The organism is Variovorax sp. 3319, from assembly GCF_031456585.1.
In the GTDB taxonomy this organism is placed as follows: Bacteria; Pseudomonadota; Gammaproteobacteria; order Burkholderiales; family Burkholderiaceae_C; genus Variovorax; species Variovorax paradoxus_P.
Genome location: NZ_JAVDUZ010000001.1, coordinates 134,583 through 151,437, shown reverse-complemented (window position 1 = coordinate 151,437; position 16,855 = coordinate 134,583). Strand labels below are relative to the sequence as shown.

The 16,855-nt window shown below is 64.4% G+C and carries 14 protein-coding genes; 2 read left to right on the top strand and 12 right to left on the bottom strand.

The window, feature by feature from the left end; all coding sequences use genetic code 11:
* The first annotated feature begins 36 nt into the window (after positions 1–36).
* On the top strand, positions 37–714 hold the full coding sequence (locus tag J2X67_RS00715; protein WP_309949611.1) for a lipocalin family protein: 678 nt from the start codon (positions 37–39) through the stop codon (positions 712–714).
* Here the strand turns inward: J2X67_RS00715 and J2X67_RS00710 are convergent.
* Genes J2X67_RS00710 through J2X67_RS00695 form a run of 4 tightly spaced genes read right to left on the bottom strand, consistent with a single transcriptional unit; the run spans position 701 to position 5,700 of the window.
* Positions 701–1,342 carry an HAD family phosphatase gene (locus tag J2X67_RS00710; RefSeq protein ID WP_309949609.1) on the bottom strand — a complete coding sequence of 214 codons (642 nt, stop codon included), beginning with the start codon at positions 1,340–1,342 and terminating at the stop codon, positions 701–703. The genes J2X67_RS00715 and J2X67_RS00710 overlap by 14 nt on opposite strands.
* Before the next feature lie 12 nt (positions 1,343–1,354).
* Positions 1,355–2,407 carry an ABC transporter ATP-binding protein gene (locus tag J2X67_RS00705; protein ID WP_309949607.1) on the bottom strand — a complete coding sequence of 351 codons (1,053 nt, stop codon included), beginning with the start codon at positions 2,405–2,407 and terminating at the stop codon, positions 1,355–1,357.
* A 17-nt stretch (positions 2,408–2,424) separates the two neighbouring features.
* Positions 2,425–4,686 carry an iron ABC transporter permease gene (locus J2X67_RS00700; protein ID WP_309949606.1) on the bottom strand — a complete coding sequence of 754 codons (2,262 nt, stop codon included), beginning with the start codon at positions 4,684–4,686 and terminating at the stop codon, positions 2,425–2,427.
* Positions 4,687–5,700: an ABC transporter substrate-binding protein gene (locus J2X67_RS00695; RefSeq protein ID WP_309949604.1), complete on the bottom strand. Its 1,014-nt coding sequence runs from the start codon at positions 5,698–5,700 to the stop codon at positions 4,687–4,689. It lies immediately after the preceding gene.
* 139 nt (positions 5,701–5,839) lie between these two features.
* Here J2X67_RS00695 and zwf point away from each other — a divergent pair, with 139 nt between their 5' ends.
* A complete protein-coding gene (gene zwf / locus J2X67_RS00690) occupies positions 5,840–7,306 on the top strand; it encodes a glucose-6-phosphate dehydrogenase (RefSeq protein ID WP_309949602.1) in 1,467 nt (488 codons plus the stop codon).
* A 7-nt stretch (positions 7,307–7,313) separates the two neighbouring features.
* On the opposite strand, the gene ygiD is transcribed toward zwf, so the two are convergent.
* From ygiD to J2X67_RS00650, 8 genes are all read right to left on the bottom strand, one after another.
* Positions 7,314–8,246: a 4,5-DOPA dioxygenase extradiol gene (gene ygiD, locus J2X67_RS00685; protein ID WP_409050457.1), complete on the bottom strand. Its 933-nt coding sequence runs from the start codon at positions 8,244–8,246 to the stop codon at positions 7,314–7,316.
* A 62-nt stretch (positions 8,247–8,308) separates the two neighbouring features.
* The gene (locus J2X67_RS00680; protein WP_309949598.1) at positions 8,309–9,346 is read right to left on the bottom strand and encodes a dipeptide ABC transporter ATP-binding protein; all 1,038 of its coding nucleotides are present in this window, start codon (positions 9,344–9,346) and stop codon (positions 8,309–8,311) included.
* Positions 9,343–10,413: an ABC transporter ATP-binding protein gene (locus J2X67_RS00675; protein WP_309949596.1), complete on the bottom strand. Its 1,071-nt coding sequence runs from the start codon at positions 10,411–10,413 to the stop codon at positions 9,343–9,345. The genes J2X67_RS00680 and J2X67_RS00675 overlap by 4 nt, the downstream gene beginning before the upstream one ends.
* 21 nt (positions 10,414–10,434) lie before the next feature.
* Complete coding sequence (locus J2X67_RS00670) at positions 10,435–11,346, bottom strand: ABC transporter permease (RefSeq protein ID WP_309949594.1); 912 nt, start codon at positions 11,344–11,346, stop codon at positions 10,435–10,437.
* A 71-nt stretch (positions 11,347–11,417) separates the two neighbouring features.
* The gene (locus J2X67_RS00665; protein ID WP_309949592.1) at positions 11,418–13,001 is read right to left on the bottom strand and encodes an ABC transporter substrate-binding protein; all 1,584 of its coding nucleotides are present in this window, start codon (positions 12,999–13,001) and stop codon (positions 11,418–11,420) included.
* A 34-nt stretch (positions 13,002–13,035) separates the two neighbouring features.
* On the bottom strand, positions 13,036–14,301 hold the full coding sequence (locus J2X67_RS00660) for a M20 aminoacylase family protein (RefSeq protein ID WP_281147355.1): 1,266 nt from the start codon (positions 14,299–14,301) through the stop codon (positions 13,036–13,038).
* A 1-nt stretch (position 14,302) separates the two neighbouring features.
* Entirely contained in the window at positions 14,303–15,283 is a 981-nt protein-coding gene (locus tag J2X67_RS00655; protein WP_309949590.1) for an ABC transporter permease, read from the bottom strand.
* A 192-nt stretch (positions 15,284–15,475) separates the two neighbouring features.
* Complete coding sequence (locus J2X67_RS00650) at positions 15,476–16,732, bottom strand: porin (RefSeq protein ID WP_309949588.1); 1,257 nt, start codon at positions 16,730–16,732, stop codon at positions 15,476–15,478.
* Between the last annotated feature and the right edge of the window lie 123 nt (positions 16,733–16,855).

Here is a 16,855-nt window from a genome sequence, read left to right as displayed (position 1 = left end):
CCTTGATGCTTTCGACTGACTACAGGAGTGCCTCCAATGTCCTTCCGCCACCGCACCGCAGCCTCCGCCGCGGCGAACCGCGCTCCGTTCGACGACCGCCGCACCAGCTCCGCCATTGGCACGCTGGCCACCGCCTTCGTGGTGGGTGGCGTTGCAACCTGGCTCGCGCTCGGTGCCGGACGTACTGCCCGTGCGCAAGTGCCCGGCCCTGCCGACGGAGCACCGCTCATGCGCGCCCCGCTGCAGGTAGTGGCGCCGGTGGACATACAGCGCTACGCCGGGCTGTGGCACGAACAGGCCCGGCTACCCAACCGCTTTCAGAAGCAGTGCGCCGGCCCGGTAACCGCCGAATACACCCCACAGCCCGACGGAACGCTGCAGGTCATCAATCGCTGCGTTCGGCCCGACGGCAACTTTGACGAGGCGGTAGGCACGGCACGCGTGGTGCCGGTGGCAGGCCAGCCGGGCGCAGGCCGCCTGGAGGTGCGCTTTGCGCCTTCGTGGCTGAGCTGGCTGCCGATGGTGTGGGGCGACTACTGGATCCTGAAGCTCGACCGCGACTACCAGGTGGCGCTGGTCGGCACGCCGGATCGCCAGTACCTTTGGGTTCTTTCGCGTGCCCCGCGCCTGGAAGACGATGTGCTGAAGGCCGAGCTGGACTACGCTGCCAGCCTCGGATTCGACACCGCCAAGGTGGTGCTTACCGGGCGATAGCCGAACCTGCCGGCAGATAGCGCCCCAGTTGCGCCGCCAGCGCGGCGGGATGGGTGCAGTGAATGGCGTGCCAGCCAAAGGCGCGCGCCGCTTCCACGTTGGCGGCCGAATCGTCGATGAACACCGTCTGCTGCGGATCGAGCGCATGGCGCACGGCCAGCAGCTCGTAGATTTCGCGCTGGGGCTTGATGAACTTCACATCGCCCGAAAACACGCCGCCGTCGAACCGGTGTATGAAGCCGTGCCGGCGTTCAACAGCCCGTGCATACGGCCCTGGCATGTTCGAGAGGTAGTAAAGGCGCAGCGCCTCGCCGGCGTCCCGCCGCGCGAACAGCCCTTCCAGCAGGTCGAGAGTGACCGGAATCGCCTCCAGGCGCTCGCCCAGCGTGCCGAGCATCTCGTGAAGGCGTGCGACAGGAAGCGACAGCCGCTGGGCCATGCGTGCAATGGCGTCTTCGAGCGAGCGCGTGCCGCAGTCGAAGCACATCCAGTCGTCGTGATGAAAGAGCGCGCGGCCCAACGCCGCGGCGGCAAGCTCAGTGGGCGCGTGTTCGGGAAGATGGGTCTGCACCAGCCGAGTGGGCTCCCATGCCAGCAGCACAGCGCCAAGATCGAAAACCACGTTCATGGCGCCATTGTTTCATGCGCCGGGCACCACGCTGACGCCATGCGCCGCCAGCGACAGCGAGGCTTGCGCGCCCGCGGCCAAGGGGCGCGAAAGATCGGTCGACACCACGAACACCGGACCCAGCGAGGTGTCGAATCCGTATTCGTAGAAGCTGCCCAGGTAAGCGGCCTTCCGCAGCGTGGCGGGCAGGCCGCCTGGAGCCCCGGCGGCACCAATCTCCCACGCCTCGGGCCGCACCGCCACCTTTACGGCGCCGGGAGCCACCGCATGGCGCGGCTGCAGGCGCAGCGGGCCGACCGCAACGCTTCCATCGGCCTGCGCAACGGCCGGAAAAACCATCGCCTCGCCCATGAAGCCGGCGACAAACTCGCTCTCCGGCCGTCCATAGAGTTGCTCGGGAGTGCCGCGCTGGGCGATCACGCCGTGGTCCATCACGATGATCTGGTCGCTCACCGCGAGGGCCTCGCTCTGGTCGTGCGTGACATAGGCCACCGTGAGCTTCAGGCGCTGCTGCAGTGCACGGATCTCTTCGCGCATTTCGCGGCGCAGGCGGGCGTCGAGGTTGGAAAGCGGCTCGTCGAACAGCAGTACAGCGGGCTCCAGCACCAGCGCGCGCGCCAATGCGACGCGCTGCTGCTGGCCACCCGAAAGCTCGCTGGGCAGCCGATCGTCGAACCCCACCAGGCCCACGCCCTTGAGCGCATCGCGTGCGCGAACGGTGGCCTCGTCCTTCTTGACACCGCTCATGCGCAGGCCGTAGCCCACGTTCTCGATCACGTTCATGTGGGGAAACAACGCGTAGCTCTGGAACATCATGCTCACGTTGCGCTCGCCCGGCCCGAGCGTGGTGACATCGCGTCCGCCCATCAGGATCGAGCCCGACGTCGGCGATTCGAGCCCCGCGATCATGCGCAGCGTAGTCGTCTTGCCGCAGCCGGAAGGCCCGAGGATGGTGGTGAGTGTGCCGACCGGCACCTCGAAGCTGATGCCCTTGACCGCCAGCGGGCCGTTCTTGTCGGTGCCGTAGCGCTTGGTGACGTTGCGAAACTCGATGCCGTTGCTCATGTGTGTTCTTCTCCCGGTCAATGCACCACGGGCGCTGCCACCACCGGCACGCCTGCTTTGCGCCGCCCCAGCTTGCGCTCCCCGACCACCCATTGCACCAGCGCAATCGCCAGCGACATCAGGATCATGAGCACCGTGCAGTAGGCCAGCGCAATGCCGTAGTCGCCGTTGCCCACGCGGCCGATGATGTAGGTGGTGGCAAGCTCGTTCTCGGCGGTGACCAGGAAAATCACCGCGCTCACCGTGGTCATGGCCCGCACGAAGCTGTAGACCAGCGCGGCCACCAGTGCAGGCTTCAAGAGCGGCAGCACCACCCTGAACAGCGTTTGCGATGTGGATGCCCGCAACATCAGCGAGGCCTCGTCGAGCGAGCGGTCGAGCTGCTTGAAGGCCGCGGTGCCGGCCCGCACCCCCACCGGTAAATTGCGGAACATGAAGCACAGCACGATGATGAGCCCGGTGCCCGTCAACTCGAACGGCGGAACGTTGAAGGCCAGGATATAGCTCACGCCCAGCACCGTACCCGGAATGGCAAAGGCCAGCAGCGCACCAAACTCGAACATGCCCTGCCCCTTGAACTCGTTGCGGGCCAGCAGCCATGCAATGAGCAGGCCGAGAGCCGCGGTGATGGGCGCAGATATTCCCGCGAGCTTGAGCGTGGTGATGAGCGAGTTCCACGCCGTGCCGGCCCACACCAGCCCGAACTGGCCCCACTCCAACGCGAACGCGCTCCTGAAGTGATTGAGCGTGAAGCTGTAGTCGCGGCCCCAGGTCTGCACAAAGCCGCCCGCAAAGGCGAACAGGTAGACCACGGCAGTAAAGGCAATCCACGGCAGTGCGATGCACTGGATGGTGCGGCGCACGCCGTCTGGCAGCGCCATTGCAATGCCCGCATCGCCCTTGCCGCTCACCGTGGTGTAGTTCTGCTTGCCGAGCACACCGCGCTGCAGCGCGAACACGCCAAGCGCAAAAAGCGTGAGCACCCATGCCAGCGAAGCCGCGCGGCCCTGGTCGTACTGCGCGCCGACAATGGCAAAGAAGATGTCGGTCGACAGCACCGAGAACTGGCCGCCGACCACCACCGGGTTGCCGAAGTCCGCAATGCTTTCGATGAAGCCGACCAGGAACGCATTGGCCAACCCCGGCTTCAACAACGGGAGCGTAATGGTGAAGAAGGTGCGGCGCCGGTCGGCGCGCAGCATCTGCGCGGCCTCTTCCAGGCTGGGCGCGATGCCTTGCACCACGCCGCGCATGATCATGAAAGCAATGGGCGTAAAGGCGAAGAGCTGCGCCACCAGCACACCCGGCATGCCGTAGAACCAGCGCGTCGGCTCGATGCCGAAGACGTTCTCGAGCAGTTGGTTGACGATGCCCGCACGGCCGAACAGCAGGATGAGACCCAGGCCCACCACAAAGGGCGGCGTGATGATGGGCAGCAGCGCCAGCACCCGCAGCACGCCCTGTCCGCGCTTGCTGCCACGCTCGGCCATCAATGCCATCAGCGTGCCGAGAAACGTGGTGCCGGCCGCCGTGAGCAAGGCCAGCACCAGCGTGTTCCATGCAACACCGCAGCGCACGCCACCTGCAACGCAGCCCAGGCCCCAGATACGCTCGGTAAACACCCGTGCGGCAAAGGCTGTGATCGACCATCGGCCGTCTTCGTCGAAAAACGCACCCGCCAGCGCCTTGCTGACCGGGTAAGCAATGAACAGCGCCATCAGCACGCCGCAGCCGATGACGGCAGCAGCCACGAACAGGTCGCCCTTGAAGAGCCCGAGCCGCGCAATGCCGAACGCCGCCAGCAGCGTGAGCGCGGTGAGCGCCACGAAGCCGCCCGCGCCAATGCCGAACTGGTTGACGGCCAGCTCGCCGAACTGCGTGTTGAGGGCTGCAACGCTCCAGCCGCGCGCGCCAATCGTGAAGCCCGCAACTGCAAGGCCTATGGCGCCCAAGGCACCGCCTGCCAGCAACCAGCGCCCTTGCGGCCGGCCGGCCGGCAGCCACGCGCCGATGGCGCACATGGCCAGCCCCGCGAGGCCTATGAAGAGCCAGCTGCGGCCTTGCGTGGCCGCCTGCATCAAGCCGTTGGCGCCCTCGGCTTGGCCAAACACCTGGGGAACGGCCTCGTACCAGGTCGAATCCTGGATCGCGTACCAGGGCAGCACGAGGTAGGCCGCAAAGCCCAGTGCCACCCAGGCCCATATCCAGCGCTGCGAGCGCCGGGCCGAAGCTGCGGCAGCCGGATTGACCGGCGCGGCGCCGGCAACGAAGGTGCCCACTTAGCGCGGCAGCGAGTTGACGTCTTTTTCCCAGCGCGCAATGAGGCGCCGGCGCTCGGCGCTGGCACCGTACTTGGCGTAGTCGTAGTTGATGAACTTGATCTTCTTGAAATCCGGAATGCGCGGATCGAGCTTGGCAGTGCTGTTGCTGGGCAGCTGGAACTGCTTGTTGGCGGCGCCAAGCTCCTGCGCGCCGGGCGTCAGGGCCCATTCGTAGAACTTTTTCGCGGCCTCGAGATTGCGGGCGCCCTTGATGATGCTCATGGAGCCGATTTCGGCGCCTGTGCCGTCGCTGGGGGTGATTGTCTCGACCGGAAAGCCCTGCATCTTCTCGCCCGGCCCGTCGTGCACGAAGCTGATGGAAACGGCTGTTTCGCCGCGGGCCACCGCCTTGATGGGGCCGGTGCCCGAACGGGTGTACTGCCCCACGTTCTTGTGCAGCGCCTTCAGGTAGTCGAAGGCCTTGTCCTCGCCCATGAGCTGCACCAGCGTGGCAATCATGGTGTAGGCCGTACCGCTGGAGGCAGGGTTGGCTACCTGGATATCGCCCTTGTATTCGGGCTTGAGCAGGTCGGCCCAGGTCTTGGGTACGGGCAGCTTTTTCTTGGCAAGCAGCTCGGGGTTGTAGCCGAAGCCCAGCGGGCCCGAATAGATGCCGACTGTCTTGTAGCTCGACTGCTTGGCCTGCTGTTGCGCCCAGGGGTGAAGCTGCGCCAGCGTGGGCGACTTGTATTCGAGCGTGAGGCCTTGCTCGGCCGCCTGCAGGTGCGGATCGCCGGTGCCGCCAAACCACACATCGGTCTTGGGGTTGTCCTTTTCGGCAATGAGCTGAGCGAGCGCCTCGCCAGAGCCCTTGAGCGACATATTGATGCGGGTACCGGTGGTGCGTGCGTACACCGTGGCAATCACGTTGCACCATTCGGCCTGTACGGAGCAGATCACGTTGACCGTGCCCTGCGCCGACGCAGCGGCCGACAAACCCACCAATGCCGCTGCAGTAAAAAGCTTCTTCATGTGAAAACCTCGCCTCGAAAACAAAAATAGGCCTCCCGGCCGGGGTGGAGCGTAGCTTTCGTACAGGTTTCATGAATCGGTACAAGTACCATTCGGTCAACGAGCCCACTCGGCACCAAGACAAAAGGAAATTCGACACATGAGCTTCGATCTCGTTCTGTTCGGCGGTACTGGCGATCTTGCATGGCGCAAGCTGATGCCCGCGCTGTTCCAGGCCTTCAGGCACGGCAGCCTGCCGAAAGACGGACGCATCGTGGGCGTGGCGCGGGACGACCTCTCGGACGACCAGTACCGCGAACTGATCCAGTCGCGCTTCAACGCAGTCGAAGGTGCCAAGCGCCCTTCGGCCGAAGAATTCGAGAAGTTCGCCTCGCTGCTGCACTACCTGCGCATGGACCTGTCCAAGCCGGCCGACTACACACGGCTTGCCGACTTGCTGAAGCAACGCAATGCCGATACGGTGGTGATGTACGTGGCCACGGCACCTGCGCTTTTTACCCAGGTGGTGGAGCAGATTGCCGCGGCGGGCCTCAACGGGCCGACGACGCGCATGGTGCTCGAAAAGCCACTGGGACACGACCTGGCGTCGAACCGCGCAATCAACGCCGCAGTCTGCAAGGTGCTCGAGGAAAAGCAGGTTTTTCGCATCGACCACTACCTGGGCAAGCCTTCGGTGCAGAACCTGTTCGCCATGCGTTTCGGCAATGCGCTGTTCGAGCCGATCTGGCGCCGCGAGCACATCGCGAACATCCAGATCACGATTGCGGAAGACCTGGGCGTTGAAAAGCGAGGCGCCTTCTATGACCAGACCGGCGCCCTGCGCGACATGGTGCAGAACCACGCGCTGCAGCTGGTCTGCGCCATTGGCATGGAGCCGCCGATCAACTCGCATGCCGACGCCATTCGCGACGAAAAGCTCAAGGTGCTGCGCGCGCTCAAGCCGTGGACACCCGAAACGCTCGGCCTGCATGCCATTCGTGGGCAGTACACGGCAGGCACGGCCTACGGCGAGCGTGTGCCGGGCTATCGGGACGAGCCCGGCGTCGATCCCGACAGCCGCACCGAGACCTTCGTGGCGCTGCGCACCGAAATCGCCAACTGGCGGTGGGCGGGCGTGCCGCTCTACATTCGCACCGGCAAGCGGCTGGCCTCGCGCGATGCACGCATCGAGGTGAACTTCCGGCCGACGCCGCACGCGATTTATCGTGCGCCATCGGGCGCAGTCAACAAACTGGTGATCAACCTGCAGCCCAAGGACGGGCTCGAACTGCACATGCTTGCACAGGCGCAGGACAACCGGCGCAGCAATGGCCACCAGAGCGCCGCGCAATTGGCACCGGTGCAGCTCGACCTGGACTTCGACAAGCGCTTTGGCGCCGAGCGCGTGGGCGCCTACGAACGGCTGCTGCTCGATGTGATCGACGGGCGCCTGAACCTGTTCGTGCGCAGCGACGAGCAGGAAGAAGCGTGGCGCTGGGTCGAGCCGCTGATCGACAGCTGGGCATCGGATGGCGGACCTCGTCCTTATGCGGCCGGAACCTGGGGCCCCAGCGCGTCGAGCGCGATGATTGCGCGCGACGGTTTCTCCTGGGGCGAGGAGCAGTAGGCCGACGTCAGCCGAACTGAATGCAGCGCATGCTCAGCGTGCCTGACTGAAAGCCTTCGTAAACCGTTTTCGCGCGCTCGCCGGCGCCCGAGGCGCCGAGCGCGTACAGAAACGGAAAGTAGTGGTCAGGCATTGCGACAGCGGTCGCGGCGCCTTCCAGCTTTTCGTAGGCGACCAGTGCTCGGTCGTCCCGGCCCGCCAGCGCGGCCTTTACCGCGTTATCGAACCCTTGCGCCCACGGTCTGCTGGCCATGAGCCCGTCGGGCGTGCCGCGATCGGTGGCGCGCAGGTTGTGCACCACGTTGCCGCTTCCCATCACCAGCACACCCTTGTCGCGCAGCGCCGCCAGATCGCGGCCGATGGCGTAGTGAAACGCCGCCGGCTTGTCGTAGTCGATGCTGAGCTGGAACACGGGAATGTCGGCCTTGGGGTACAGGTGCCTCAGCACCGTCCACGTTCCATGGTCCAGGCCCCATTGCTGCGTGGCCACAACCGGCGCCTGCTTGACCGCGCCGATGGTCTCGCGCGCCAGCGCGGGATGGCCGGGCGCCGGGTAGTCGATATCGAAAAGCGCCTGTGGAAAGCCGCCAAAATCGTGAATCGTCTTTGGCCGCTCCTGCATTCCGACACCGGTGGCACCGCGGCTCAACCAGTGGGCCGATACGCTCAGAATGGCCGAAGGCCGCGGAAGCTCTTTGCCCCATGCAGCCAGGCGCCGGGTGAAGGCGTTGTCGGCCAGCGCGTTCATGGGCGAGCCGTGGCCGATGAATATGACGGGTATGCGCCGCGCCGGGGCATCGGCGGCATGGGACAACGAACAAAGGGATGCAAGCGTCGCGGTTGCACCGAGCGCGGAACTCATCAGAAAACCGCGGCGGCCGAGTTCCGTTCGCATTGCCTGGTCGCTGTCTTGCGTGCCTTCGCTCGGGTGCATCTTCATTGTCATGGCCGCACTCTGCGCCAGTTTGCCGCGCAGCTCAGTGCGTTTGCGCACACCTTTAGTTAAATGCGGCCTTCCTCCGCCGCATGGCAAGCCACCTGCACGCCCTTGATGTTCAAGAGCTTCGGCCGCTCGGCCGAGCACCGGGCATTCGCATGCGGGCAGCGCGGATGAAACGCACAGCCCGCAGGCGGATTGAGCGGGTTCGGCACCTCGCCCCGAACCGGCGTGCGTGCGCGGCCGGTGTGCTTCATTTGCGGAATGGCGTCCAGCAGCATGCGCGTGTACGGGTGCTGCGGCTCGGCAAAAAGCTTTTGCTTGTCCGCCACCTCGACCAGCCGGCCCAGGTACATCACGCCGACCTGGTCGGCCACGTGCCGCACCACCGCGAGGTTGTGCGAGATGAAGAGATAGGTGAGCCCCTGCTGGCGCTGCAGGTCTTTCATGATGTTGAGCACCTGCGCCTGCACGCTCACGTCGAGCGCGGACGTGGGCTCGTCGCACACCAGGAACTCGGGCTGCGTGGCGAGCGCCCGCGCAATTGAAATGCGCTGCCGCTGGCCGCCCGAGAACTGGTGGGGGTACTTGCTCATGTCCAGCGGCGAAAGGCCGACGGATTTGAGCAGTTCGCCCACGCGTTCACGCAGCTCTGCCTTGCCGCTCAGGATGCCATGCTCGCGCAGCGGCTCTCCAATGATGTCTTCGACGATCCAGCGCGGGTTCAAGCTCGCGTACGGGTCCTGGAAGATCATCTGGATGCGGCGGCGCAACTTGCGGCCTTCGGCCGTCTTGAACGCGGCGTGCGCATCCTGTCCGTCGAACTGCAGGCCGCCTCGCGTCGGTGCATACAGGCCGACAAGCAAGCGCGCCACGGTGCTCTTGCCGCAGCCCGACTCACCGACCAGTGCCAGCGTCTTGCCGCGCTCAATGGAAAAACTCACGCCATCCACCGCGTGCAGCAGCACGCGCGGCTTGCGTTCGAGCACGCGGTTGAGCCAGGGCGGCGACACATCGAAAGTGCGGGCAAGGTCGTGGGCGACGACGAGCGGCTCGCCGCCTCCTGCGGTGAGTGCGGGGTTGGGTGCGAGTACTGCGCTCATCGGGTGACCTCTGCAATCGGTGCCACCGCATCGGGAACGGCGCGTTCGCCGGCAAGCTGCGCATCGTGATGCCGGGCCGCGAGTTCGGCCTGGCCCTTGTGCGGATCGGCGGCATCGTGCAGCCAGCAGGCGGCGCGCGTGGCGCCGGCATGCATGAGCTCGGGCCGCTCTGAAAGGCAGCGTGCAAATGTGCGCGGGCAGCGCGGGTTGTAGGCGCAGCCCTGCGGAATGGCATTGAGCCGCGGCATGGCGCCGTCGATCTGGTTCAGGCGCTCGCGGTCGCTGGCCATGTCGGGAATCGACGCCATCAAGCCCGAGGTGTAGGGATGCGCCGGCTGGTGAATCACCTCGTGCACCGGGCCGATCTCGGCGACGCGGCCCGCATACATCACGGCCACGCGGTCGCAGGTTTCGGCGATCACGCCCATGTCGTGCGTGATCAGCATCACGGCGGCGCCGCGCTCCTTGCAGACACGCTTGAGCAGCTGGATGATCTGCGCCTGGATGGACACGTCCAGCGCGGTGGTCGGCTCGTCGGCGACGATGAGCTTGGGCTCGGCCGCCAGCGCCAGTGCAATGACCACGCGCTGGCGCATGCCACCCGAAAACTGATGCGGAAAATGATCGATGCGCTGCTCGGCGGCCGGAATACCGGTGTCCTGCAGAAGGCCGATGGCGCGGCGCCGCGCCTCGGCTTCGGTCACCGGCAGATGGGTGCGAATGGTTTCGACCAACTGGCGGCCCACGGTGTAGAGCGGGTTGAGCGAAGTGAGCGGGTCTTGAAAAATCGCGCCGATCTTGCGGCCGCGAATGGGGCGCATCGCATCGAAGCCCAGGTTGTCGATGCGCTGGCCTTCGAGCACGATTTCTCCGCTGGCCACGCGGCCCGGCGGTTCGAGCAGCCCGATGATGGCGGCACCGGTGAGCGACTTGCCGGCACCCGATTCGCCCACCACGCCCAGGATTTCACCGGGTGCAATGTCGAACGAAATGCCGTCGAGCGCGCGCAGCGTACCGCGGCGATGCGGAAACTCGACGACGAGGTTTTTGACCTGGAGCAGCGTCATGTGGCGTTGTCCTTTTTGGTTTCAGCGCAGGCGCGGGTTGAGGGCGTCCCGCAGCCAGTCGCCGAGCAGGTTCACGCTGAGCGCAATCAGCACCAGCATCAACCCGGGAAACACGGTAATCCACCATTCGCCCGAGAACAGGTACTGGTTGCCGATACTGATCAACGTGCCAAGCGAAGGAGATGTCGGCGGCACGCCGACGCCGAGGAACGACAGGGTCGCCTCGGTGATGATGGCGGTGGCCACCTGAATGGTTGCAAGCACCATCACCGGTCCCATCACGTTGGGCAGCACGTGGCGCAGCATGATGCGCAGCGGCGCCACGCCGGTCACGCGGGCTGCCTGCACGTATTCCTTGTTGCGCTCCACCAGCGTGGAGCCACGCACCGTACGCGCGTATTGCACCCAGCCCGTCAAAGAAATGGAGATGATGAGCACGCCGAACGCGAGCGACTCATGGGCGCCCGGAAACAGAGCGCGGCCGACGCCCGCGATGAGCAGTGCCACCAGAATGGGCGGAAACGACAGCATCACGTCGCATACGCGCATCAGGAAAGAGTCGAGCCAGCCGCCGAGAAAGCCCGCGAGCAGGCCGAACACGACGCCGACTGTGATCGACAGCAACACGGAGACGACGCCGACGATCAACGAGATGCGTGCGCCGTAGATCACGGCCGAGAGAATGTCGCGGCCTTGGTCATCTGTGCCAAGCAGGTACTTGGAAGAGCCATCGGCGCTCCATGCGGGCGGCAGGCGAGCATCGCCCAGTTCGAGCGTGGCAAGGTCGAACGGGTTGTGCGGCGACACCCATCCGGCAAAGACCGCGCAGAACACGCAGGCCAGCGCGATGAGCGCCGCGCCGATTGCCACGGGCGAAGTACGGAAGCTGTAGCCGACGTCGCTGTCGAACCAGCGGGCAAGTGTTTTTTTCATCGTGTAGCAAAAGGAATGGGCCCGCAAGAAGCGGGCCCATGGTCAGGCCGCCCGGTGGACGGCCGGTGGAATCACGGCTTGATGCTCATCCACTTGAAGTACATGAAGTTGTCGGCCAGTTGCACCAGCTCGACCTTCTTGCTCACGCCCCATGCCAGCGACTGCTGGTGCAGCGGCAACGTGCCGATGTCGTCCGCATGGATCTTGAAGGCTTCCTTGATCAGCTCGTTGCGCTTGGTCTTGTCGCTTTCGGACTGGATCTTCTTCGTCAGTTCGTCGAGCTTGGGATTGCAGTACGCACCCAGGTTGAACTGGCCGGTGCCCTTGTCGTCCGGGCAGGCGGTGAGCGAGCTCAACGCGTTGTGCGAGTCGTAGGTGGTCGGGGTCCAGCCCAGCATGTAGAAGCTGGTGTCGCGGCGCAGGATCTTGGGGAAGTAGGTACCCTTGGTCTCCGCGGCCAGGTTGATCTTGACGTTGATCTTCGCAAGGTTGGCAGCCACGCTCTGGCAGATCTGGCCGTCGTTCACGTAGCGGTCGTTCGGGCAGTTCATCGTCACTTCAAAGCCGTTCGGGTAGCCGGCCTCGATCATGAGCTTCTTGGCGGCTTCGACGTCAAAGGGAAGGCGCTTGTCCTGCTCGGCCGTCCAGCCGTTGATGCCGGGGCCGACCAGGAGGCCGGTCGGACGCGAAGCGCCGCGCATCACGGTGCGCTGGATGCCGGCGATGTCGATGGCCTGGTAGACGGCCTGCCGCACGCGCTTGTCCTTGAACGGATTCTTGCCCTTGATGTTGGAGTACAGCAGTTCGTCGCGCTTCTGGTCCATGCCCAGGAAAATGGTGCGCAGTTCAGGGCCGGTAATGACGCGGGCGGTAGGCGCCGCATTGATGCGCGCAATGTCTTGCACGGGTACCGGCTCCATCACGTCGACCTCGCCCGAGACCAGTGCGGCCACGCGGGTGGCGGGGTTGGCGATGGGCGTGAAGACGATTTCTTGCGCGTTGCCGTCGATCTTGCCCCAGTAGGTGCCGTTGCGCGAGAACACGGTGCGCACGTTGGGCTGGCGCTCGCGCACGCGGAACGGGCCGGTGCCGTTGGCCTTGAACGATGCGGTGTTCTCGATGCCCTTGCGGCGGTCGACAGGCTTGGTGGCCTGGTTTTCCTCGCACCACTTCTTGCTCATGATCATGGTGAGCGAGATCACGTCGGGAAGGATCGGGAACGGGCCGTTGGTTTCGATCTCGACGGCGAGGTCGCCCACCTTGCGCACGGCCTTGATGTCGCTCAGCGTGGCGCGAAGGTCGGAGCCGTCGCCCTGCGCACGCGCAAAGCTGAACACGACGTCGTCGGCGGTGAACGGCGTGCCGTCGTGGAACACCACGCCTTTGCGCAGTTCGAAGCGCCAGATGTTCGGCGAGGTCTGCTTCCAGCTGGTAGCGAGCAGCGGCGCCAGGCTCAGGTCCTTGTTGCGCCCCACAAGGGTTTCATAGACGTTGGCGGTAACGCTCAACTGCAGCGACTCGTTGAGCGAGTGCGGATCGAGCGACAGCGCGTCGCCCTGGTTGGCGATGCGGATGGTCTGCGCGCTTGCGACCAGGCTGATGGCGCCCAGGGCGCACAGAACCGTGGCCGCGGCCACTTTCTTCTTGAAACTCATTGGGAACACTCCTCGGGTTGGAATCGGAAATACATCAAGGTGCCGCTGTAGCGGCATCTTTCACGGGCTGCCCGCTGCGGGTAGCAGCCAGCGGCATGCCCTGCTCGATCAGCCCCGCATGCAATGCGGCGCCGAGCGGCAGGATCTCGTCGTTGAAGTCGTAGCGGCTGTTGTGCAGGAAGGCGCCGTTCTTCACGTCCTGGCCAATGCGCAGGTAGGCGCCCGCCTTTTTCTGCAGCATGAAAGAGAAGTCTTCGGCGCCCATGCTGGGCTCCATGCTGCGGTCGACATTGGACGCACCCACCAGCGATTCGGCCACGTCGGCCGCGAACATCGCCTCGGGGGCTGTGTTGATGGTGGCCGGGTAGATGCGCTCGTACTTGATGGTGGCGGTCGCGCCAAAGCCCGCGGCAACGGCCGTGCAAAGCTCGGTCAACCGCTGCTCGACCTGCGCCTGCACGCGCGCACTGAAGGTGCGCACGGTGCCAACCAGCGTGGCCTCGCCCGGAATGACGCTCATAGCGCCCAGGTCGCCCGCCTGCACGGCGCAGATGCTGACGACCGCCGCGTCGATGGGACGCACGCTGCGCGACACAATGGTTTGCGCAGCAGTGATGATGTGCGCGGCAACCACCACGGGGTCGATGGTCTGGTACGCATGGGCACCATGACCGCCCTTGCCCTTGATCTCGATGGTGATGCGGTCGGCCGCAGCCATCATGGCGCCGCGGTTGATGCCGACAGTGCCGGCCGGCATACCGGGCCAGTTGTGCATTGCATAGACCGACTGCACCGGAAAGCGGTCGAACAGGCCGTCTTCGATCATCACGCGCGCACCGGCAAAGCCTTCTTCGCCCGGCTGGAAAATCAGCACCGCCGTGCCGTCGAAGTTGCGGGTTTCGGCAAGGTAGCGCGCGGCACCCACCAGCATGGCAGTGTGCCCGTCGTGCCCGCAACCGTGCATCAGGCCGTCGTTGGCCGAGCGCCAGCCGAAGTCGTTGTCTTCGCGCATGGGCAGTGCGTCCATGTCTGCACGAAGTCCGATCATTCGTCCGCTTGCAGTGGACTTTCCACGGATGACGCCCACCACGCCGGTCTTGCCGATGCGGTCGTGAATTTCGTCGACCCCGCAGGCACGCAGTGCTTCGCGCACGCGGCCGGCCGTATAGACCTCTTCGAAGCCGAGTTCAGGATGCGCATGAAGGTCGCGGCGAAAGGCCGTGATCTCCGGATAAAAACTCGCGATGTGAGCAAATGCCCTTCCCGAAGCTTGCAGCCGGGGTGCTGCGACAGCCGTCATCTCAATGTCCTCCCGCCTTGCCAACGCGCAGCCTTGGATCGACCACAAAGTACAACAGATCGACCACCAGGTTGATCACCACGAAGATCAGCGCAATGAGGCACAGGTAGGCTGCCATCACCGGAACGTCGGCGAAAGTCACGGCCTGGATGAACAGCAAGCCCATGCCCGGCCACTGGAACACCGACTCGGTAATGATGGCAAAGGCAATCAGGCCACCAAGCTGCAGGCCGGTGATGGTCATGACCGGCACCAGCGTGTTCTTGAGCGCATGGCCGAAGTGAATGGCGCGGTTCGTCAAGCCACGAGCCCGCGCAAACTTGATGTAGTCGGCACGCAAGACCTCGAGCATTTCCGCGCGAACCAATCGCATGATCAGGGTGAGCTGGAATATTGCGAGCGTGACTGCAGGCAAGACGATGTGATGCCAGCCATCGGCCCGGAGAAGTCCGGTGCTCCACCAGCCAAACTGCACTGTTTCACCGCGGCCGAAGCTCGGAAACCAACCCAGCGTGACGGCAAAGACGAGGATCAGCAAGATTCCGATCAGGAAGGTGGGAAGCGACACGCCGAGCAGCGATACGGTCATGAAGACCTGGCTCAGAAATGTGCCGCGGCGCAACGCCGTGTAGACGCCCATCGGAATGCCGATGAACAGGGCCAGCACAGCAGCCACGAGTGCGAGCTCGAGCGTGGCTGGAAAGCGCTCGCCGATGAGGCGCGACACTTTTGCGCCCTGACGCAGGCTGAGGCCGAACTCGCCTTGCGCTGCATTGGCGAGAAAGTGCCAGAACTGCACGAAGAAGGGTTGGTCGAGCCCCAATGCGGCGCGCATTTCGCGAATCTGCTCGGGCTTCGCATCTTGGCCCAGCAGAAAGACGACAGGGTCGCCTACGTATTGAAAGAGAAGAAAGGCAATGAACGCAACCGCGATCATGACGATCACGGCCTGGATCAGGCGGCGCAGGACGAAGGCAATCATTCAGCAAACAGAGTGAGCAGGCATGCTAGCAGTGCAAGGTGCGTGCCCGCACGGTGATTCCCCGGGGGTGCACGCCGATGGTGCGTGTGGCTGAGCCGACTCGAAGCAAAATCCCAAATAAAAAAAGCCACTCGACTTTCGTCGAGTGGCTTTCAGCTTTTCGATTCAAAGCTGGCGTAAGCCAGCCTCAAATTAGAAAGCGTGACGGATACCGAAGTCGTAGCCGGTGGAGTTCTTCGGGGTGAAGGCACCGGTCACGAAGCCAGGGCCGCCAACGGTCAGAGCTGCGCCGTTCTTGTTGCTCACGCGAGCAACCGTAGCGTACAGAGCCGTGCGCTTCGACAGGTTGTGCACGTAGCCCAGAGCCAGCTTGCTAGCCTTCGGGTCAGCCGTTGCGGGTTCGAACGGCAGTTGGACTTCGTTGAAGTCGTACTTGACGCGCGAGTACGAAGCGCGGATCAGGCCAGCGCCAACCGGCACGGTCACGCCGAGCAGGTAGCCGGTCAGGTCAACGTCAGGACGGCCGCCGGTGAACAGGGGGGTGACTTCGTAGTCAACCTTGTTCTTGGCGCGCGACACTTCACCGAAGAGCTTCACGGGACCGAAGTCATACGAAGCGCCGAGGTTCAGCGTGTTGACCTTGGTGGTCGTGCCAACATAGAACTGGTCACCGATCGTGCTGCTGCCGTAAGCAACTGCGACGTCGAGCGGGCCATTGGCGTAGCCGAAACGGCCACCAACGTAACGACCAGCGCGCGAGTTGTTCGCAACGTTAGGCGTGAACGTGCCGTTGTCGTACTTGGTCTTCTCGCTGAAGCCGTACTGAACTTGGCCGTAGAAACCACCCAGGTTCGGCGGCAGGAAGTAGCCGATGGTGTTGCTGGCGCGAACGTAGTTGCTGTTGCCAACGTTCGTGAACGGAGCCGTCGAAGCTGCCGGGGTCAGGAAGTTGCCGAACGAGTTGTTGGCGGTGTTGATCAGGTTCGAGCCAACGCCGTTGGTGCCGAACGGATCGAACACGGTGTCGTTCCAGAAGGTGGGGGTGTAGTCACGGCCGAGGCGGACTTCACCGAAACCACCCGACAGGCTCACGGTCGAGCGACGAGCGAACGTCGCGATACCTTGCTGGCCGTCGTCGTTGGAGATCGGGGCTTCGAGCCAGAAGCTGGCTGCCAGGCCACCACCGAGGTCTTCCGTACCACGGAAGCCGATACGGCTGGAGTTGTAGCCCGAGTTAGCCAGTTCGCGACGGCTGACCTTGACGCTGCCTTGGTTCAGGTAGACGGGAATGCCGAAAGCATTGGGGAAAACCGTCGGGTTCAAGTCACGCGAGGTGGACGAGTAGCCGCTGATCGACGCGTCGACCACACCGAAGAGCGTGACGGACGACTGAGCCGAGGCAACACCGGCAACAGCCAGGGCAGCCAGAGCAACTAGAGATTTTTTCATTGCAAGTTTCTCCAAGGTTAAACATAGGGCTCCGGTGCGAAGGGCTCACCGTGACTTGCACTTTGTGCTCCCACCGGACCCCGGGCCAACCTCCTTTTGGGAAGTTGATGCTATTGCACCAGA